This window comes from Aeribacillus sp. FSL K6-8210 (assembly GCF_037963925.1).
Taxonomy (GTDB): Bacteria; Bacillota; Bacilli; order Bacillales; family Aeribacillaceae; genus Aeribacillus; species Aeribacillus composti.
In genome coordinates, this window is sequence record NZ_CP150172.1 from 724,479 (window position 1) to 744,327 (window position 19,849).

19 protein-coding genes are annotated in these 19,849 nt (G+C 39.1%); all 19 read left to right on the top strand.

Annotation, left to right across the window (positions count from 1 at the left end; translation table 11 throughout):
• Window positions 1–5 precede the first annotated feature (5 nt).
• Window positions 6–956 carry a fumarylacetoacetate hydrolase family protein gene (locus tag NSQ41_RS03555; protein ID WP_339211017.1) on the top strand — a complete coding sequence of 317 codons (951 nt, stop codon included), beginning with the start codon at window positions 6–8 and terminating at the stop codon, window positions 954–956.
• Complete coding sequence (locus NSQ41_RS03560; protein ID WP_066248864.1) at window positions 953–1,432, top strand: DinB family protein; 480 nt, start codon at window positions 953–955, stop codon at window positions 1,430–1,432. Before NSQ41_RS03555 ends, NSQ41_RS03560 begins: the two co-directional genes overlap by 4 nt.
• Window positions 1,433–1,456: 24 nt before the next feature.
• On the top strand, window positions 1,457–2,569 hold the full coding sequence (locus tag NSQ41_RS03565; protein ID WP_063389206.1) for a cupin domain-containing protein: 1,113 nt from the start codon (window positions 1,457–1,459) through the stop codon (window positions 2,567–2,569).
• A 270-nt stretch (window positions 2,570–2,839) separates the two neighbouring features.
• Window positions 2,840–3,082 carry a reverse transcriptase domain-containing protein gene (locus tag NSQ41_RS03570; protein WP_066249849.1) on the top strand — a complete coding sequence of 81 codons (243 nt, stop codon included), beginning with the start codon at window positions 2,840–2,842 and terminating at the stop codon, window positions 3,080–3,082.
• Between the two features lie 63 nt (window positions 3,083–3,145).
• Window positions 3,146–3,373 (top strand): group II intron maturase-specific domain-containing protein, encoded by a 228-nt coding sequence (locus tag NSQ41_RS03575; RefSeq protein WP_066249848.1) that lies wholly within the window; start codon window positions 3,146–3,148, stop codon window positions 3,371–3,373.
• 361 nt (window positions 3,374–3,734) lie between these two features.
• Window positions 3,735–4,079, top strand: a complete 345-nt coding sequence (gene flaG, locus NSQ41_RS03580) for a flagellar protein FlaG (protein WP_063389205.1) — start codon at window positions 3,735–3,737, stop codon at window positions 4,077–4,079.
• Between the two features lie 15 nt (window positions 4,080–4,094).
• The gene (locus NSQ41_RS03585) at window positions 4,095–5,567 is read left to right on the top strand and encodes a flagellar hook-associated protein 2 (protein ID WP_339211019.1); all 1,473 of its coding nucleotides are present in this window, start codon (window positions 4,095–4,097) and stop codon (window positions 5,565–5,567) included.
• 56 nt (window positions 5,568–5,623) lie between these two features.
• Window positions 5,624–6,025, top strand: a complete 402-nt coding sequence (gene fliS, locus NSQ41_RS03590) for a flagellar export chaperone FliS (RefSeq protein WP_063389203.1) — start codon at window positions 5,624–5,626, stop codon at window positions 6,023–6,025.
• A complete protein-coding gene (locus NSQ41_RS03595) occupies window positions 6,025–6,378 on the top strand; it encodes a hypothetical protein (RefSeq protein ID WP_066249842.1) in 354 nt (117 codons plus the stop codon). The genes fliS and NSQ41_RS03595 overlap by 1 nt, the downstream gene beginning before the upstream one ends.
• Before the next feature lie 172 nt (window positions 6,379–6,550).
• A complete protein-coding gene (raiA, locus tag NSQ41_RS03600; RefSeq protein WP_063389201.1) occupies window positions 6,551–7,102 on the top strand; it encodes a ribosome-associated translation inhibitor RaiA in 552 nt (183 codons plus the stop codon).
• Window positions 7,103–7,290: 188 nt separating this feature from the next.
• Window positions 7,291–9,801, top strand: coding sequence for a preprotein translocase subunit SecA (secA, locus tag NSQ41_RS03605; RefSeq protein ID WP_063389200.1), 2,511 nt, complete (start codon window positions 7,291–7,293; stop codon window positions 9,799–9,801).
• Window positions 9,802–9,938: 137 nt separating this feature from the next.
• Window positions 9,939–11,040, top strand: a protein-coding gene (prfB, locus tag NSQ41_RS03610; RefSeq protein ID WP_130158800.1) for a peptide chain release factor 2 whose coding sequence is annotated in 2 segments (ribosomal slippage) — window positions 9,939–10,010 and window positions 10,012–11,040 — 1,101 coding nt in all. Because the reading frame shifts where the segments join, the coding sequence is not laid out codon by codon here.
• 359 nt (window positions 11,041–11,399) lie between these two features.
• Window positions 11,400–11,732, top strand: coding sequence for a cytochrome c551 (gene cccB / locus NSQ41_RS03615; protein WP_063389198.1), 333 nt, complete (start codon window positions 11,400–11,402; stop codon window positions 11,730–11,732).
• A gap of 314 nt (window positions 11,733–12,046) precedes the next feature.
• Window positions 12,047–12,733 (top strand): cell division ATP-binding protein FtsE, encoded by a 687-nt coding sequence (ftsE, locus tag NSQ41_RS03620; protein ID WP_094245188.1) that lies wholly within the window; start codon window positions 12,047–12,049, stop codon window positions 12,731–12,733.
• Window positions 12,726–13,616 (top strand): permease-like cell division protein FtsX, encoded by an 891-nt coding sequence (ftsX, locus tag NSQ41_RS03625; protein WP_339198864.1) that lies wholly within the window; start codon window positions 12,726–12,728, stop codon window positions 13,614–13,616. Before ftsE ends, ftsX begins: the two co-directional genes overlap by 8 nt.
• Before the next feature lie 72 nt (window positions 13,617–13,688).
• Window positions 13,689–15,026, top strand: coding sequence for a peptidoglycan DD-metalloendopeptidase family protein (locus NSQ41_RS03630; RefSeq protein ID WP_339198868.1), 1,338 nt, complete (start codon window positions 13,689–13,691; stop codon window positions 15,024–15,026).
• 501 nt (window positions 15,027–15,527) lie between these two features.
• Window positions 15,528–16,973: a S41 family peptidase gene (locus tag NSQ41_RS03635; RefSeq protein WP_339198871.1), complete on the top strand. Its 1,446-nt coding sequence runs from the start codon at window positions 15,528–15,530 to the stop codon at window positions 16,971–16,973.
• 1,287 nt (window positions 16,974–18,260) lie between these two features.
• Window positions 18,261–18,659: an IS200/IS605 family transposase gene (gene tnpA, locus NSQ41_RS03640; RefSeq protein WP_094245197.1), complete on the top strand. Its 399-nt coding sequence runs from the start codon at window positions 18,261–18,263 to the stop codon at window positions 18,657–18,659.
• Window positions 18,660–18,670: 11 nt separating this feature from the next.
• Window positions 18,671–19,783, top strand: a complete 1,113-nt coding sequence (locus NSQ41_RS03645; protein ID WP_003353586.1) for an RNA-guided endonuclease TnpB family protein — start codon at window positions 18,671–18,673, stop codon at window positions 19,781–19,783.
• Window positions 19,784–19,849: the final 66 nt, after the last annotated feature.

The following is a 19,849-nucleotide window of genomic DNA, read 5'->3' on the forward strand; positions in this document are numbered from 1 at the left end:
CAATAGTGAAACTGATCACGTTTACAGAACAAGGCGTCACACGCATCGGTGCAATTGAGGATGGAAAAGTGATTGATCTGCATGCCGCATTTGAAAAAAAGCTGGAATCGGAAGGGAAATTGCGCTTCAAACAAATTGCTGAGGCGTATGTGCCGGCAGATATGAACGGATTTTTACAAGGCGGAAAGGAAAGCTTGGACTATGCAAAAGAAGCAGTTGCATTTGCTTTAAAACATGAAAAATATAAAGGAAAGCAGCTTGTGTTTTCCAAAGAAGATGTAAAAGTGGAAGCACCAGTGCCATCGCCGGGGAAAATGATTTGCGTAGGCCATAACTACAGGGAGCATATTTTGGAAATGGGAAGAGAGATTCCTCCATATCCTGTAGTTTTTGCGAAATTCGCGAATACTGTCATCGGACCGGAGGATGACATTCCTCATTATCCAATTTCCGATCAGCTGGATTATGAAGCTGAGTTTGCTTTTGTGATTGGAAAACGGGCGCGCAATGTTTCCCAAGCAGAAGCATTGGATTATGTTGCAGGCTATACAATTGTGAATGATGTGACTTACCGGGATCTTCAACGCCGTACGCTGCAATGGCTTCAAGGCAAGACAGTGGATGGAAGCGCTCCGATGGGACCGTGGTTAGTAACAACCGATGAGCTGTCAGATCCTTCTGGGCTGGAAGTAGTCTTAACGGTTAACGGTGAAGAACGTCAGCGTTCTAACACGAAAAATCTTGTCTTTTCCGTACAGTACTTGGTTGAATTTCTATCTGGACTTATGACCCTTGAGCCGGGAGATGTCATTTTGACAGGAACTCCAGGAGGTGTTGGTGTAGCGAGAGACCCTAAAGTATTTTTAAAAGATGGAGATGTTGTCCGCATCGAGATAGACGGCATCGGTGCATTAGAAAATAAAGTGAAAAAAGTGACGGGGGAGATCAGCGAATGACTAATATGAACGAAGCGATTGAAAGCATAAAACAATCCATTGACCAAATGATTGAAACTACAAAAAGTCTTTCAGAAGAGACCATTCGTTGGAATCCATCAGAAGAAGAATGGTCCATCATGCAAATTCTTTGCCATGTTGAAGAAGCGATTCCATACTGGTTAAACGAAATTGAGCGGCTGCTTGAGTCGCCGGGTGCAGAATGGGGAAGAGGACTTACGGATGAAAACAGGCTTGCTGCTGTTGCTAATACAGAAAAACGTGAAGTTTCAGACGTGCTAAACAAGCTTGAAAACGTAAAAGATCAAGTGGAAAAAGTGTTGAGCAAGCTGTCAGAAGAAGATTTAAAATCAGAGGCTCCGAGCCGCAATCCTCGTTTCGGAACAAAACCGATGTCTTTTATTGTCGACCACCTGCTTGTCGAACATGCAAGCAAGCATTATAGCCAAATTCAACGTAATTTATCAAAACTTTAAAAGAATAGAGGAGGTTAGTTCATCATGGCGGAAAAAAATGAGTTTTTTAAAAGTAAAATTGTCCGAGATTTCACAAAAGATATTGAGCAATACCATCTAGGACCGCTTTGGGATGCTATTCCAGATTTAATGCATCGCCAGCCAACTCCGCAAGCTGAAGCGTATCTTTGGAAATGGAAAACCCTTTATAAAAAATTGATGGAAGCAACTGAAATTTTTACTCCTGAGCGCGGCGGAGAAAGACGGGCGATTTATTTTCAAAATCCTGGATTGACTTATCGAAAGCCTTGGGGATGGGCATCAACAACACAAACGCTTTATGCTGCCGTACAATTAATTCTTCCCGGTGAAGTAGCGCCTTCGCATCGCCATTCGCAAAGTGCGCTGCGCTTTATCAGTCAAGGAAAAGGCGCTTATACAATTGTGCAAGGCGAGCGGATTTTTATGGAGGAAGGCGATTATCTCATTACTCCGAAAGGGCTTTGGCATGGTCATGGACATCCGGGTGATGAGCCGATGATTTGGATGGACTGTCTTGATATTCCAACTATCTATTCGATTGGCGGCACGTTCTTTGATCCTTATCCAGACGGAATTGAACAACCGAAAGTTCCTGATAATTACTCATCGCAAAGATATGAAGGTGGCATGGTTCGTCCAATTTCTGACCGTGAACCAAAAATCGCTCCGTTAGGGTCTTATAAATGGAAGCAGACTGAAGCAGCTATTCAAGGTTTAAAACGCTTTGATCCAGATCCGTACGATGGATATGCGGTTGAATATATCAATCCTTCAACAGGCAAACAAGCCAATCCGACGATTTCCGCTTGGATGCAATTGCTTCCAAAAGGGTTTCATTCAAAAGCTCACCGTCATACGCACTCAACTATTTACCATGTCTATAAGGGATCTGGGTACAGTATTATCAACGGTGTGCGCTTTGATTGGGAAAGCGGCGATTTCTTCGTTGTTCCGAATTGGGCGTGGCATGAGCATGTTGCCGAAAAAGATTCTTACCTGTTCTCTGCGAATGATTTGCCGATTATGGAAAGATTTGATGTGGAACGTGAAGAAGCTTATGAAGAAAATAATGGATTCCAACAAGTGACCGATGAATTTCAACCTGTATTCGTTTAAACTTAGCAAGCATAATGGAGCAGTTGACGGTCCAAATTAAAACTGAACCTTTTGACGAGGTTTTCAAAACCCCTTTTTCACAAAGCTATTGTTGAAAAAGGGGTTTTGTTTTTTAGCGCGCCCAGCTAAGGTGTAATGGAAGATGGACAGTTTCATAACACCGAAAAGGGTACCCCGCAGGGCGGAGTCATTTCGCCTCTTTTAGCGAACAGCTACCTGCATTATATGGACACGATATGAAAGAAGAAGTTCCTACACTTAGGAGAACTGGTGCGATACGCAGATGATTTCGTGATCATGTGCCGCACGAAAAACGAGGCGCTGGAGAGCATTCAAGTACTAAAAGCCATCATGAAGAAACTCGACCTTGAAATCAACACAGAGAAATCCAAACTGGTCAGCCTATGGGACGACACAAACGGATTTGACTTTCTAGATCTACACCATCGGAAATTTCCTGTGATGAACAAGGGTGGCTCGAAAGTTTATGTCATGTCTCACATTTCCAAGTAAGAAAGCCATGAAGAAAATGAAAATGAATTTAAGGAATATACGAGTCCAAGGAACAAGCTATTTATGGACATCAAAGAACTGGTGAAAGGGCTCAATCGAATTTTACAAGGATTTAAGAATTACTACAGTATTTCGTCCATCGCCAAGAAGTGGCTAAATAAAGTGGACTGGTATGTATTAGAAAGACTTACTCTGTACTGGAATAAGAAGAAGAACCAAAGGAAGAAACATGCGAGAATGAAAGAAGTTATAAAATTAACACAAGGCTTATTAGTGAAATTAGCAAGTTAGACAAGAACGAAAGCCAAAGGAAGAACGTCGGAAAGCCGTATGAGGGAAAACCTCACGTACGGTTTGATGAGGGGAAGCTGAGAGCAAAAGAGACAGCATAGGCTGTCCCTTTGAAAACAGTTCTACTCTACTAGTAAATTGGAAGGCTTACCCATCTTAAACGACCTAAGCTTTTAGAAGAATAAAAAATGGTTGTGTGGATTTTAAGCAGCCCTTCAGCTTACCGATTTCATAAACTCAATATTTTAAAAATTAAGAAATCATTTCAATAAAGTTATGAATGTTTTGTCAAAAGATGCTAAAACAAGGCAATTTTTTACCGATAAATAAAATAGCAAGAATTCCTCGGAGGAGAAGGAATATGGGAATACAAAAGATAACCGGTGTTAATAATAATGCTTTTTTGCAGGATATGCAAGGAAAAGAGGAAAAATTGTCAATGCCTGAAAACCAGCAGCCTGTCCAAGAAGAAGAAAAAAAAGCTAAAGTTACGCTGGAGGAAGCAATTGAGGATTTGAACAATTTTTTGAAGCCGATTAAAACATCGATTCAATTTGTACTTCATGAAGAACTGAAAGAATATTTTGTACAAGTTGTCAATGTAGAGACGAACGAAGTCATCAGGGAAATTCCTCCGAAAAAAATGCTTGATATATATGCGGCAATGGCAGAGCTGATGGGATTAATCGTGGATCGGAAAATTTAACTAGGGGTGGAAACAATGCGAATTGTCGGTTTGGCAAGCGGAATGGACATTGACGCTCTCGTAAAAGATTTAATGAAGGCGGAAAGAATTCCGCTCGATAAAATGGTCCAACAAAAGCAAATTTTTGAATGGCAGCGCGACAGCTACAGGGAAATCAACAAGCTGTTGGACGAATTGGACAGATTGATTTTTGACGGCGTATACAGACTGTCGAATTTCCGGCAAAAAAAAGTGACGAGCTCTGATGAGTCAGCTGTTGTGGCAAAGGCAATCAACGCTTCAGCTAATACGTCAACAGCGATTGAAGTCCAACAATTGGCTAAGGCTGCCACATATAGTGCAGCAACGTTAAATAATTTTACATCTGGTGCAAGAACGCTAAAATTTGAAGTGACCGATCCAGGTTCAACAGAAACGAGAGAAGTGACGATTAATATTGGTGAAAATGATACGCTTGATGATGTTATCTACAAAATCAACAGCTCAAATCTAGGCGTTACGGGGATGAAATTAAAGGATTCATCTGGTGAGGAAAGGCTCGTTTTAACGAATAATAAAACAGGTGAAGGCGGAACGATTAAAGCTGCCGATAATGAAACATTTGTTTTTTTGCAAAGCCTAGGTTTTTCACTTGAAACGTTTAACCTAATCCCCAAAACTGCGGGTCAAAATGCAAAAGTTAAAATCAACGGCTACGAAACTGTCCAAACATCTAATACATTTACGATTGCGGGGATTGAATATACAATTAAAAATGTAACGACAAGTCCTGTTACGATTTCTACATCAACAGATGTTGATGCAATTCTCGATACTATTGTAAAATTTGTTAATAAATATAATGAAGTGATTGAAAAGATTAATGGCAAATTAACAGAAGAGCGCTTCCGGAATTTTCCTCCCCTAACGGATGAACAAAAAGAGGAAATGACGGAAAAGCAAATCGAGCTGTGGGAAGAAAAAGCGAAAAGCGGCCTTCTTCGCGGCGATGCGATTTTAACAAGCGGTCTTAATCAAATGCGGTTGGATTTATATTCTCCTGTCGCCGGAGATGCTTTGAAAGGGTTTAAGCAGCTTACGGATATTGGGATTTCAACAACAGCCAATTATTTGGACCGAGGCAAACTTACAATTGATGAAAATAAACTCCGGGAAAAAATTCAGGAAAATCCAGAAGCGATCTATAAACTATTTATGTCTGACGGCGAATCTTACAATGATAAAGGGATTGCCCGCCGTCTCCGCGATTCTTTGAAAGGTATGATGACAAAAATCAAAGACAAAGCGGGAACGTCTTTGTCTACAAATGACCAGTTTACGATTGGAAAAAACTTAAAAGATTTGGATAATCGAATCAATGCCTTTCAAGATCGGCTTATACAAATCGAATCAAGATATTATCGGCAATTTACGGCAATGGAACAGGCGATTCAGCGGGCGAACCAACAGTCAGCATATTTGATGCAATTATTTGGAGGCGGCGCTTAATCGTCTGCCTTTACTATTTACTTTTTAATGGATATGATATCTGAGGAGTGTCTTAAATGGCAATGAACAATCCTTATCAATCTTATTTGGAAAACAGCGTACAAACTGCATCACCGGGTGAACTCACGTTAATGCTTTATAACGGGTGTTTAAAATTTTTAAAGCTTGCGAAAAAAGCAATAGAAGAAAAATCTATCCAACAAAAAAACGAAAATTTGCAAAAAGCACAAAGAATCATTTGTGAACTAATGGCCACGCTAAATATGGATATTGAGATTTCTAAAAATATGTACGCACTGTATGAGTACATGAATCGACGGCTTGTTGAGGCCAATTTTAAAAACGATGTCACCATTATTGAAGAAGTGGAAGGATATGTGACAGAGTTCAGAGATACGTGGAAAGAAGTAATCCAAATCAACCGGAAACAGCGGCATAGTGAAGGCGGACAAGCGTAATGGACGAAGTGGAAAAATTGTTGGAAATAACGGAAGAGTTAGTGGAATTGACAAAACGGTCTAAAGATCAACATCGCGACCGTGATCAAGTGATACAAAAAATAGAAGACTTGCTAGCAAAACGGGAGGAGTTAACAAAAAGCATGAATCCTCCCTTCACGCCCAAGGAGAAAGAAGCAGGAAGAAAAATTATCCAATTGAATCAAATTCTTGTTGAGCAGCTTAAACTAATAAAACAAGAGATACAACATGATATCGTCAAGATGAAAGCCCAGAAAGAGATGACAAAAAAATATATGAACTCTTATGCGAATGCCACTATTGATGGCATTTTTTATGATAAGAAAAAATAGCAATATATGTACAAAAAGACACGATCATGTAGCGATGGATGAAAGTGTGAAAATCGTTTTCCCCGCTCATCAGCATTCATAAAATGTTCACGATTTTTTTTATTTTGTGAAAGGAAAAACGAACGAAATATCGAACTATATATATATCCCTTAATAAAAGGAGGAGCTCAATATGAAATACAACATTAGAGGGGAAAACATTGAAGTAACTCCAGCATTAAGAGAATATGTACAAAAAAAATTATCTAAACTTGAACGTTATTTTGATAATGGAGTACAAGCCGATGCAAATGTGAATTTAAAATATTATAATGACAAAGAATCTAAAATTGAAGTAACGATTCCAATGACGCATTTAGTGATGCGTGCTGAGGAATATCATGAAGATATGTATGCTGCGATTGATCTTGTCGTTGATAAGCTTGAACGTCAGATCCGCAAGCATAAAACAAGAGTAAACCGGAAGCTTCGTGAACAACAAGTTGATGCTAAATATTTCATCAATGCGGAAACGAATGATGACACTGATGTGAATGAAGAGGATATCGAACTTGTAAGAACAAAACGGTTCAATTTAAAGCCGATGGATACTGAGGAAGCTATTTTGCAAATGAACATGCTCGGCCATAACTTCTTTGTTTTTACGAACTCTGATACAAATAGAACAAATGTTGTCTACCGCAGAAAAGACGGCCGCTATGGATTAATTGAACCAAATGAGTAAAATTTATTATATATAAAAAAGTGCAGCCTACCTTGGCTGTACTTTTTTTACCTTCAAGCAAATAAAATGTAGACAAATGGGACGGGTTTATGGAAAGACTTTCACACAGCAAAAGTTGTACGCTTGGAAAAGCAGTGATAAAATTTAAAAGAAACTAAAATAATAAAATAAATTAAGGAGCGTTAAAGATGCTTGGACTTTTAAATAAAGTGTTTGATCCGAATAAACGCACTTTAGCTCGTTATGAAAAAATAGCTGAAAAAATAAATGCTCTCGGTCCTGATATGAGAAAGCTTTCTGATTTGGAATTGAGGTCAAAAACAGCTGAGTTTGCGGAACGGCTTGAAAAGGGAGAAACACTCGATGATCTGCTTGTGGAAGCCTATGCAGTTGTAAGAGAAGCCGCTCACAGAGTGCTCGGCCTGTATCCATATAAAGTACAGCTTATGGGAGCTATTGCCCTTCACGAAGGCAATATTGCGGAAATGAAGACAGGTGAAGGGAAAACATTAACCTCAACGATGCCTGTTTACTTAAATGCGTTGACGCGGAAAGGCGTTCACGTCGTTACCGTCAATGAATATTTGGCAAGCCGGGACGCAAAAGAAATGGGCAAAATTTTTGAATTTCTCGGCATGACTGTTGGTTTAAATTTAAACGGTATGTCAAAAGAGGAGAAAAAGGCTGCTTACGAAGCTGATATCACCTATTCAACAAATAACGAACTTGGGTTTGATTATTTGCGCGACAATATGGTTTTATACAAGGAACAAAAAGTGCAGCGCCCTCTGCATTTTGCGGTAATCGATGAGGTAGACTCCATTTTAATTGATGAAGCAAGAACTCCGCTTATTATTTCTGGACAAGCACAAAAATCCACCAAACTGTATATTCAGGCAAATGCTTTTGTCAGAACGCTTCAAAAGGATAAAGATTATACTTATGATGAAAAAACGAAATCCGTTCAACTTACAGAAGAAGGGATTGAAAAAGCGGAGCGTGCTTTCCATATTGATAATTTGTTTGATTTAAAAAACGTCACACTAAACCATCATATCAGCAATGCGCTGAAAGCCCACGTCGTCATGCATAAAGACGTTGATTATGTCGTTGAAGACGGACAAGTGATCATTGTAGACCAATTTACCGGACGGTTAATGAAAGGCCGCCGTTACAGCGACGGTTTGCATCAGGCAATCGAAGCGAAAGAAGGCCTTGAAATTCAAAATGAAAGCATGACGTTGGCAACGATCACGTTCCAAAACTATTTCCGAATGTATGAAAAGCTGGCGGGAATGACAGGGACTGCGAAAACAGAAGAAGAAGAATTTCGCAACATTTATAACATGCAGGTTATTACCATCCCGACAAACAAGCCGGTTATCCGCGAAGATCGTCCGGACCTCGTTTACCGTACAATGGAGGGGAAATTTAAAGCGGTTGTAGAAGACATCGTTCAGCGGCACATGATTGGTCAGCCTGTTCTAGTAGGTACAGTCGCGGTTGAAACATCTGAATTGCTTTCTAATATGCTTAAGAAGCGGGGAATTCCGCACAATGTGTTGAATGCAAAAAACCATGCAAAGGAAGCAGAAATTATTGAACAAGCCGGACAAAAGAATGCTGTGACGATCGCGACAAATATGGCCGGACGGGGAACGGATATAAAGCTCGGCGAAGGTGTAAAAGAGTTGGGTGGATTAGCCGTCATCGGCACAGAACGCCATGAATCCCGAAGAATTGACAATCAGCTGAGAGGACGTTCTGGACGTCAAGGAGACCCGGGTGTTACGCAGTTTTATTTGTCAATGGAAGATGAACTGATGCGCCGATTCGGTTCAGAAAGTATGATGAGCATGATGGATCGGCTTGGAATGGACGATTCCCAGCCGATTCAAAGCAAAATGATTACCCGTGCTGTGGAATCGGCGCAAAAACGGGTGGAAGGAAACAACTTTGATGCGCGGAAGCAGCTTCTTCAATATGATGATGTGCTCCGTCAGCAGCGTGAAATTATTTATAAACAAAGAGATGAAGTGCTTGAATCTGAAAATCTGCGAGAAAATGTTGAAGACATGATTCAACAAACGATTACCCGTGTTGTACAGTCATTTACGCCTGAAGAAGAGCTTCCGGAAGACTGGAACCTTGAAGGATTAGTCGACTGGGTAAAAGCCAATATTTTGGATGAAGCAGATGACTTTAATGTAAATGACCTTCGCGGAAAAGAATCGGATGAAATCATTGATATCATTTGGGAAAAAGCGAAGAAGCGTTATGATGAGAAGGAAGCTGCTTTTGGCGAGGAAAACATGCGTGAATTTGAACGAGTCATTGTACTCCGCGCCGTTGATACAAAATGGATGGATCACATCGATGCAATGGATCATCTTCGCCAAGGTATTCATTTACGTGCATACGGACAAACCGATCCGCTTCGTGAATATCAATTGGAAGGCTACACAATGTTTGAAAATATGATTGCGTCCATCCAAGAAGAGGTTACAAAATATATAATGAAAGCTGAAATTCAAAACAATTTGGAACGTCAGGAAGTGGCGGTCGGCGAAGCCGTGCAGCCGAAAGAAGGAGACGCCCAGACGAAAAAGAAACCTGTCAGAAAAGCAAAAGAGGTTGGCCGCAACGAGCCATGTCCGTGCGGAAGCGGCAAAAAATACAAACATTGTTGCGGAAGATAACGATTTTAAATAGAATGGGTGTGGCGAGATGTCAGTCTCGCCTGTCCCATAAATTTTTTAACTAATGTATAAGTGGACAAAGCGAATCTGCAAAAATATAGTATACTGTGCAAAAAATTTTTAGAGGTGATGGACTAATGGATTTAGTAGAAATTCGGAATGAACTGGAGAAAATGGCTAAACGATTAGCGGATTTTAGGGGGTCTCTTTGACTTAGAAGAGAAGGAAGCACGCATAAAAAAATTAGAGGAGCAAATGGCTGCGCCAAATTTTTGGGATGACCAGCAAGCAGCTCAGAAGGTAATTAATGAAGCAAACGCCTTAAAAGATCTTGTCGGAGAATTTAACCATTTAAATGAATCATATGAAAATCTTCAAGTAACTTACGAGCTTATTAAAGAAGAGCCGGATGATGATTTGCAAAGAGAGCTTGAATCCGAATTGAAAAAATTAACGAAGGAATTGAATAATTTTGAATTACAGCTTCTTTTAAATGAGCCTTACGATAAAAACAACGCGATTTTAGAGCTTCATCCGGGAGCAGGAGGGACGGAATCTCAGGACTGGGCATCTATGCTCCTGCGAATGTATACGAGATGGGCGGAAAAGAAAGGATTTAAAGTTGAAACGATCGATTATCTTCCGGGTGATGAAGCAGGAATAAAAAGTGTAACGCTGTTAATTAAAGGACACAATGCATACGGCTATTTAAAAGCGGAAAAAGGAGTCCATCGGTTAGTGCGCATTTCTCCTTTTGATGCATCAGGCCGCCGCCATACTTCCTTTGTTTCCTGCGAAGTGATGCCAGAATTTAATGATGAAATCGATATTGAAATTAGAAGCGAGGATTTGAAAATTGACACGTACCGTTCAAGCGGTGCGGGGGGACAGCACGTAAATACGACCGACTCGGCGGTACGGATTACACACTTGCCAACTGGAATTGTCGTCACATGTCAAACGGAGCGCTCTCAAATTAAAAACAGAGAACGAGCAATGAAAATGTTAAAATCTAAGCTATACCAATTAAAAATTGAAGAGCAGGAAAAAGAATTAGCGGAAATTCGAGGAGAACAAAAGGAAATTGGCTGGGGAAGCCAAATCCGTTCTTATGTCTTCCATCCATATTCATTGGTGAAAGATCACCGGACAAATGTCGAAATCGGCAACGTCCAAGCTGTAATGGACGGTGAAATTGATGCATTTATTGATGCATATTTAAGAGCAAAATTGTCTTAAGGCTGTTATGAAAAGGACGATGACTCGTTACAAAAGATGAGCGAATAGAAATGTGATGACGGAAAAATGACGAAGAAAAACTGCCCTAAATTCCATTTGATTAGAGAACTTGTGGGGCTGTCCGGAAAGTCAAAATCCATTGAAACGAAACATCATAAACATTGATATATCAACATTTAAAACATTAAAGGGGCGTCTATAAGGCGTAAAAACGACTTATTAGACACCCTTTTTCTTTTTTATCAATATTCAAGTTATTTTCACAGGATTGTCAAATGTTGGTCAATTTGTTTCAGATTGAAACCTCAATAATTAGGTTATAATATCTTCGAGACTAATTGGCGAAGGGGGATTTCGCAGTGAAAAAGTTCTTGATCTTAGTATTTGGTCTTTCACTCGTATTAGCTGCATGCGGGGGCGGCGGGAATGACCAAGAAAGCGGAACAAATGGCGGAACAGATCAAGCTGAGAATACTGCATCTGCAGAAGATCTGATAAAACAAAATTGTACAAGCTGCCATGGACAAAATCTTGAAGGTGCTTCCGGTCCGAGTTTACAGAAAGTTGGAAGCAAATATAGCAAAGATGAAATAAAAGATATTATTTTAAACGGCAAAGGCGCTATGCCAAAAGGTTTATTGAACGATAGCGAAGCAGATGTTGTCGCTGAGTGGCTTGCAGGACAAAAGTAACATAAGAAGCGAGGGGACATGATCACCCTCGCTTTTTTATGCTATAGAAAAAAATAGCAGATAATAGAAAATTTTGTAGTTTTTTTTACAAGAATTTTAAAAATTTTCCCTCGAAATATGATATTGAAACAAAAATGTAATATGAAAAAGTCTATTTTTGACGAAAAATGATGTTATAATGTTTTTTGTGGGAAGGATGTAAGATTTGTTTTCTGCTTCATAATTAATAGACGAATAGAAAATAACATTAGTTTCAAGTTATAAAAATTTTTTTGACTAAGTACTGAAATAATTCAATGACTTCAGGTGATAGCATGATCGAAATGAAGGATGTTTATAAAACCTATTCGAATGGTGTTTTGGCCATTAACGGTATTTCAATAAAAATCAATCAAGGCGAATTTGTATACATCGTAGGTCCTAGCGGTGCTGGAAAATCGACATTTATCAAATTGATGTATCGGGAAGAAAAGCCTACAAAAGGCAGTATTGTCATAAACGGTATACAACTAGAAAACCTTAAAGAAAAAGAAGTGCCGTATTTGCGGAGAAATATCGGGGTTGTCTTTCAAGATTTTAAATTATTGCCGAAATTGACTGTTTATGAGAATGTTGCCTTCGCTTTGGAAGTGATCGGGGAAAATCCGAAGAACATTAAAAAGAGAGTGTTAAATGTGCTCGATCTTGTGCAATTGAAGCATAAGGCACGTTTCTTCCCTGACGAATTGTCTGGCGGTGAACAGCAGCGCGTATCAATTGCTAGATCCATTGTAAACAATCCGCCTGTTGTAATAGCTGACGAGCCGACAGGAAATTTGGACCCTGAAACCTCTTGGGAGATTATGAGATTGCTAGAGGAGATCAACAATCGGGGCACAACGGTGTTAATGGCAACACACAATAAAGTGATTGTGAACACGATTCGAAAGCGGGTTATCGCTATTGAGGACGGCAAAATTGTGCGTGATGAGGCGAGAGGGGAGTATGGTCTTTATGAATAAAACTCTCGGTCGTCATTTGCGGGAGGCGATAAAAAGTCTTGGGCGAAACGCTTGGATGTCCATAGCCTCTATATCAGCCGTAACAGTGACCCTTCTTTTGGTCGGTACGTTTTTGGTTATTATGATGAATTTAAATAATATTGCCAGCAACATTGAAGAAGATGTTGAAATAACCGTGCTAATTGACAGGACAGCAGATCAAAACGCTCAAAACCAACTTGAATCGAAACTAAAAAATCTAGAAAAAGTGGAGAACGTCCAATTTTCTTCCAAAGACCAGGAGCTGGAAAAATTAATTAAAAGCTTCGGTGAAAAAGGAAAGTCATTCAAGCTATTTGAACAGGATAATCCTTTAAACGATGTTTTCATCGTCAAAACGAAAGTTCCCGAAGATACTCCAGTTGTAGCGGAAGAAATTAAAAAAATGCGCTTTGTCGAAGATGTTCAATATGCAGAAGACACTGTAAAAAAATTGTTTGAAGTTCTCAACGTTTCAAGAAATATCGGTATAGTGTTGATCATCGGGCTTGTGTTTACTGCGATGTTTTTAATCTCAAACACTATAAAAATCACTATATTTGCCCGCAGACGAGAAATAGAAATTATGAAACTTGTTGGTGCAACAAACTGGTTTATACGCTGGCCGTTCTTTTTAGAAGGTTTGTTTTTAGGAGCGCTGGGAGCTGTCATACCAATTACAGTTTTAGTTGTCAGCTACAATAGCTTAGTAAATATTGCCGTTCCTTATATTCAAGGTTCTTTTGTTGAGTTGTTGCCATTTTCTCCTTTTGTTTTTCAAATATCGGCTATCTTATTGTTAATCGGCGTCTTAATCGGCATATGGGGAAGCTTAATGTCTGTTCGAAAGTTTTTGAAAGTGTAGTTTATCTTAGGCAGCTCTTGCCATACCAGATCGAATTGATTGAAAACATGAATTAAGAGGAGGAACCGGATTGTGAAAAAGAGAATAGTGACATTAAGTCTTACAGCTATATTGGGGACAAGCGGGGTATTTGTACCGCTGAGCAAAAGCGCTTATGCGTCATCCTTTGAGGAGAAAAAAGCAAGAATTCAAAATGAGCGGTCAAATGTTCAGTCGAATATAGAAAGCAAGAAAAGTGAAGTAAAAGAATTAGAGACAAAACAAAATCAACTTAATCAAGAGATTAAAAAGTTAGATGAAAAATTGCTGGATACTGGTGAAAAAATCGAAGAGAAAGAGAATGAAATCAAGAAAACTAAAGCTGAAATTGAACAGTTGAAAAAACAAATTGCTGAAGTAAAAAAACGGATTGAAAAGCGGAATGAACTGTTAAAAGAACGGGCAAAATCCTTGCAGGAAGCCGGAGGTACAATCAGCTATCTCGACGTTATCTTAGGTGCGAAAAGCTTCAATGATTTTGTAACTCGTATAAGCGCTGTTACAACGATCGTTGATGCGGATCAAAAAATTATTGAAGAGCATGAAAGAGATATGAAACTGAAAGAGGAAGCGGAGGCTAAATTAAACAAACAGCTGTCCTCTTTGGAAGAAGCTTTATCTGAATTGGCTTCATTGAAACAAGAGCTAGATAAGCAAATTGATGAAAAAGATAAATTGTTGGGGCAATTGGAAGCGGAACATGGCCAGGCAATGGATCAATTAGAAGATTTGGTACATCAAGATGCTATGCTGGCAAAGCAGCAAAAAATGATTGAACAACAGCAGCAAGAATATTTAAAAAGACTAGAAGAAGAAAAGGCTAGACAGGCTCAAGCTTCACAATCTGCTTCTAAATCAAGCGATAAAACTGCTGCTTCAAGTGATAAAACTGCTGCTTCAAGCGATGGCGGATCTTCACCAGAACCATCTGTATCATCAGCTGCAGGAAGCGGATCTTTTATCTGGCCGGCTTCAGGTGTTCTTACCTCTAAAATGGGGATGAGATGGGGCAGGTTACATGCAGGAATTGATATTGCAAAACGAGGAACGGTTCCAGTTTACGCTTCTGCTGGCGGCACGGTTAGTTATGCTGGACAAATGAGCGGCTACGGTAATGTGATTATGATCATCCATAATATTAACGGTAAAACGTATACTACACTTTACGGGCATTTGAGAAGCATTAACGTTTCAAATGGTCAAAAAGTGAGCCAAGGTCAGTTTATTGGATATATGGGAAATTCAGGAAATGTGTATCCGAAACCAACTAAGAATAACCCACAGGCAGGCCAACATTTACATTTTGAAGTACATAACGGAACATGGCGAGGCAAATCCAGCGCGATCAATCCTTTAAGCGTTCTTCCATAAAAATTTATTAACAATGCACAATAAGCTCTCAAGGGAAGAAGAGTTTGTTGTGCATTGTTATTTTTTTTATAAATTGCAAAACAGTTTTCTTCTGATCGTGTTTCATCGATGCAAAAAATAGAGGAAACGGGAGATTACATCAAGCTTCAATGGATTGATTTTCACAATAATTCTTTTTCATGTAGTGATAGATAATTACAAAAAATATAGTTACTCCTCCCGTATGATTATGCCGGTGTAGGCAGTTTGCTTGACTAAAGAAAAGGAAAGCGTTTTTATGAGAACAAAACACCTTACCCATTTTCAAAGCAAAGATGATCGTTGGCTGATTTTTTCTGTTTTCTTGATGGAACTTGACTAGAAGCGGTCAAATTCTTGTCAAAGGGCGGTATATTAAGTTTTTTGAATTGCTTTTCCTTTTCCTGTAATCCGCACATGATTTGTACAAGCTTTGCATACGCTATAAATAATTCGGATTGTTGGAAAGGAAGGCAAAAACATATGAAACAAATAATAAAATTGATTACAGTGTTTTGGATCGTGACCAGTTCCATCGTCGTTTTGGATGTGCACGGTCATGCTGAAAATAATGAATCGCTGGAAAATAAAACAATTGCTGCATCTGCGCAAAGTTCAGATGAAACCATTCCAGGATTGGAGAAATTTATAAAAACGTATGAATTAATTTCTGAAAAATATGTCCATCCAGTCGACAAAAAACGTCTCCTAGAAGGTGCCATTCAAGGGATGCTATCTTCTTTAGGCGATCCATACTCAGTCTATATGGATAAGGAAACTGTTAGACAATTTACAGAGTCCCTTGATTCTTCATTTGAAGGAATCGGTGCCGAAATCGGTATGAACAACGGCAAAATAACCATTATTTCACCATTTAAAAATTCGCCGGCGGAAAAAGCGGGCTTAAAGCCAAATGATGAAATTGTGAAAATTGATGGTAAAACAGTTTCCAGTTCAGATCTTCATGAAGCAGTACTGAAAATCAGAGGAGAAAAAGGAACAATCGTCAAACTTACGATACGCCGCCCTGGAAGTAAAGATTTATTGTTTTTTGAAGTAAAGCGGGATGAGATTCCGATTGAAACAGTGTTCAGCTCCGAAATCAATAAAAATGGGAAGCGGTTAGGTGTCTTGCATATTACTTCATTTTCTGAAAGGACAGCTGATGACTTTAAACAAAAGCTAAAAATGTTAGAAAAAAAGAAAATTAACGGTTTAGTCATCGATGTTCGCGGCAATCCGGGGGGATATTTGCAGGCTGTAGAGCAAATTTTGCATCAGCTCGTTCCTAATCATGCACCATATATTCAAATAGAAAAGAGAGACGGAAAAAGGGAGATGTATTATTCAACATTAAAAGAAAAGAAGCATTATCCTATTGCCGTCTTAATTGACAACGGCAGCGCATCTGCTTCGGAAATTTTGGCAGCTGCGTTGAAAGAAGCGGGGGGTTATACCATTGTCGGCGAAAAATCCTTTGGAAAGGGAACAGTTCAGCAAACAATACCGCTGGATGATGGAAGCAACATAAAGCTGACGTTATACAAATGGTTGACTCCTAAGGGAAATTGGATTCATGAAAAAGGTGTGGAACCAACGGTAAAAATATCGCAGCCGGATTATTTTAAAGCTGGACCGCTCGATATTTATCAGCCATTAAAGAAAGAGATGAATAATGAACAAGTTCGCATTGCACAAATATTATTATCAGGATTAGGTTATGATCCTGGGAGAAAAGACGGTTATTTCAGTTTAGAAACCGAGCTGGCTGTAAAGGCGTTTCAAAAAATGAACGGTTTATCCGTGACGGGGAAAGTGGATCAAAAAACAGCTATAAAAATGAATGAATTGATCACAAAAGAAACTCGTTCAAAACAAAATGACTTGCAGCTGCAAACTGCCATTTCACTATTAGCACGATCTTCTTAAGTATTGAAAAAATACGGCAGTTTTTCTGTTGCATTTTGTTTAAGGGGCTGTCTAATAAGTCGTTTTTACGGCTTATTGACGCTCGCTTTAATGTTTTAGAAACGTTGATATATCGATGTTTATGATTTTTTGTTTTCAATAGGGATTTCACTTTATGGACAGCCTCTAAATGAGATTTCGCTTCCTTGTGCAGGCTTTTCAGTTGAGAAAATTTCTGCTTTCATATCGTAGTGAAATTTACAATTATTTATGCATACAGAGGATGGACGCAGCTTTATGACAATATGGCTGCGTTTTCTTGTGCGCCCGGCATGGGTGTAATCTATAGGGTGAAAGTCCCGAGCTGCGAAGGCAGAAGTAGCAGTTAGCTTAACGCAAGGGTGTCCGTGGTGACGCGGAATCTGAAGGAAGCGAGCGGCAAACTTCCGGTCTGAGGAACACGAACTTCATATGAGGCTAGGTATCACTGGGTGAGTTTGCAAGACAAAACAAAGCCCTTTCTGCCGAAGGTGATACAGAGTAAATGAAGCAGATGGATGGAAGGAAAGATTACACTCTTACCCGGGGAGGTCTGGCTGGCACGCCAAGTAACCTTGGTAACCTATCTAGTGATAGATAGCTGAACCGTCAGAAGTCAGCAGAGGTCATAGTATTAGTTGGTCTAGAACAACTAAGAAGGACCGAACAATTAAGAGAGAATAGCCCTTGGCATTCAGTGAGTCATGATGAACACAGAAAACGTAGTACCTCACTTGAGGGAGGAAGCGGTGAATCCCGTGGGAGATCTCTTGGAGGGTGGAGTGACCACTGGCATAAAGAGAACAGCTATTCACGGAAGTTATAAAGACTTGCGTCAATTATCTTAATTGAACCGCCGTATACGGAACCGTACGTACGGTGGTGTGAGAGGACGGGGGTTAGTCACCCCCTCCTACTCGATTTAAATCATTGGGAAGTGACAGAGCGGCATTGTTAAGTGGCTGTTTCCTTGCTCAATTTTTTGATCAATTTGCTGCAAGTTTGATTCATTCAGCTTTTTAGAAAAAAGCGGTATGAAGCCAAAAAAGCCGCTGCTCCATGAATTTGGTCAATCGGCCTTTTTGCCTATTTCCGGTTTTTTATATGACGTTCTAGCTTCTTTTTTAACGGATTTCCGAAAGAAGTCTCCCATCCTCAAGGAATGTGCAGGGCGTAGCCCAATGAGTAGGTGGGAGATGAATTTCGGTTGGCTTTAGCCAAAGGTTTTGATATAATCAGTCTTATATATAAAAAAGGATTGATATATCAATGAAATTGGATAGTAATAATCATTCAGTGTTCCTATTACATTATCATCTTGTATTAGTTGTAAAGTATCGCAGAGAAGTGTTCACCGATGAAATATCTGATTTTGCAAAAGATATGTTCATTGAGATCGGAAAAAAATACAACATTACTTTGACAGAGTGGAATCATGATAAGGATCATATCCACATCCTATTCAAAGCACATCCTAATTCTGAATTATCGAAGTTCATCAATACTTATAAGAGTGCAAGTTCTCGACTGATAAAGAAAAACTTTCCTCATATCCGAAAAAGACTATGGAAAGAGATGTTTTGGTCAAGAAGCTTTTGCCTGCTTACAACAGGCGGTGCACCAATAGAAGTCATAAAAAAATACATTGAAAATCAAGGTCAGAAGTGAGGTGATTTGATATGGCCAAACAAAACAAAGCCTTCAAATTTCGTTTGTATCCGAATAAAGAACAGAAAATCCAATTAGCCAAAACATTTGGTTGTGTTCGCTTTGTCTACAATAAGATGCTGGAAGAACGTAAGGAAACGTATGAGAAATTCAAAAACGATAAAGAAACGCTTAAACAACAAGCATTCCCGACACCAGCGAAATACAAAGATGAATTTCCATTCCTAAAAGAAGTGGATTCTTTAGCTTTAGCAAACGCACAGATCAATTTGCAAAATGCTTATAAGAACTTTTTTGAAGGTCGTGCGGAGTTTCCTAAATTCAAAAGCAAGAAAAATAAACAATCTTACACAACCAATATGGTCAACGGCAATATTAAGCTAGAAAATGGTCATATCAAACTACCAAAAATCAAAAAGCCAATGAAAATGAACCGACATAGAGAAATACCTGCTGATTATAAAATCAAATCTTGTACTATTTCTAAAACAAAGACAGGTAAATATTATATTTCGATTTTGACAGAATACGAGAAAGATATTCAGTCAGTAAAGATTCAAAAAGTAGTTGGCTTAGATTTTGCTATGGACGGTCTATATGTCGAGAGTGAACAGGGTGAGAAAGCCAATTACCCACGGTACTATCGACAAGCATTAGACAAACTGGCAAAAGCACAACGAATTCTTTCTCGCAGAAAAAAAGGTTCTGCACGTTGGGAAAAACAACGTTTGAAAGTAGCAAAGTTACAAGAGAAAATTGCCAATCAACGCAAGAATTTTCTTCACCATAAATCAAAAGAATTAGCATCAACCTATGACGCAGTTATCATTGAGGACTTAGACATGAAAGGAATGTCTCAAGCCCTCAATTTTGGAAAAAGTGTTCATGATAATGGCTGGGGTATGTTCACTACTTTCTTAGAATACAAGCTAAAAGAACAAGGGAAACAACTTGTAAAAATCGATAAGTGGTTCCCTTCTACTAAGAAATGTTCTTGTTGTGGCAAGGAAAAAGAAATGCCATTATCTAAACGTGTATATGAATGTTCTTGCGGTTTTGTATTAGATCGTGATCACAATTCAGCAATCAATATCAAAAATGAAGGATTACGCATATTAGCATAAAGAATAATAACTTTCGGAACGAGAGGGTAAGCTCGGTCAATTTCTTATCGTTAGATAGGATTACCC

Bases quoted from the DNA above. Each gene is read 5' to 3' on its own strand.
- NSQ41_RS03575 (WP_066249848.1), top strand. From the start codon at position 3,146: ATGGACATCAAAGAACTGGTGAAAGGGCTCAATCGAATTTTACAAGGA.
- ftsE (WP_094245188.1), top strand. From the start codon at position 12,047: ATGATCGAAATGAAGGATGTTTATAAAACCTATTCGAATGGTGTTTTG.
- secA (WP_063389200.1), top strand. From the start codon at position 7,291: ATGCTTGGACTTTTAAATAAAGTGTTTGATCCGAATAAACGCACTTTA.
- NSQ41_RS03645 (WP_003353586.1), top strand. From the start codon at position 18,671: ATGGCCAAACAAAACAAAGCCTTCAAATTTCGTTTGTATCCGAATAAA.
- NSQ41_RS03635 (WP_339198871.1), top strand. From the start codon at position 15,528: ATGAAACAAATAATAAAATTGATTACAGTGTTTTGGATCGTGACCAGT.
- NSQ41_RS03595 (WP_066249842.1), top strand. From the start codon at position 6,025: ATGGACGAAGTGGAAAAATTGTTGGAAATAACGGAAGAGTTAGTGGAA.
- fliS (WP_063389203.1), top strand. From the start codon at position 5,624: ATGGCAATGAACAATCCTTATCAATCTTATTTGGAAAACAGCGTACAA.
- raiA (WP_063389201.1), top strand. From the start codon at position 6,551: ATGAAATACAACATTAGAGGGGAAAACATTGAAGTAACTCCAGCATTA.
- ftsX (WP_339198864.1), top strand. From the start codon at position 12,726: ATGAATAAAACTCTCGGTCGTCATTTGCGGGAGGCGATAAAAAGTCTT.
- NSQ41_RS03565 (WP_063389206.1), top strand. From the start codon at position 1,457: ATGGCGGAAAAAAATGAGTTTTTTAAAAGTAAAATTGTCCGAGATTTC.
- NSQ41_RS03585 (WP_339211019.1), top strand. From the start codon at position 4,095: ATGCGAATTGTCGGTTTGGCAAGCGGAATGGACATTGACGCTCTCGTA.
- tnpA (WP_094245197.1), top strand. From the start codon at position 18,261: ATGAAATTGGATAGTAATAATCATTCAGTGTTCCTATTACATTATCAT.
- flaG (WP_063389205.1), top strand. From the start codon at position 3,735: ATGGGAATACAAAAGATAACCGGTGTTAATAATAATGCTTTTTTGCAG.
- NSQ41_RS03560 (WP_066248864.1), top strand. From the start codon at position 953: ATGACTAATATGAACGAAGCGATTGAAAGCATAAAACAATCCATTGAC.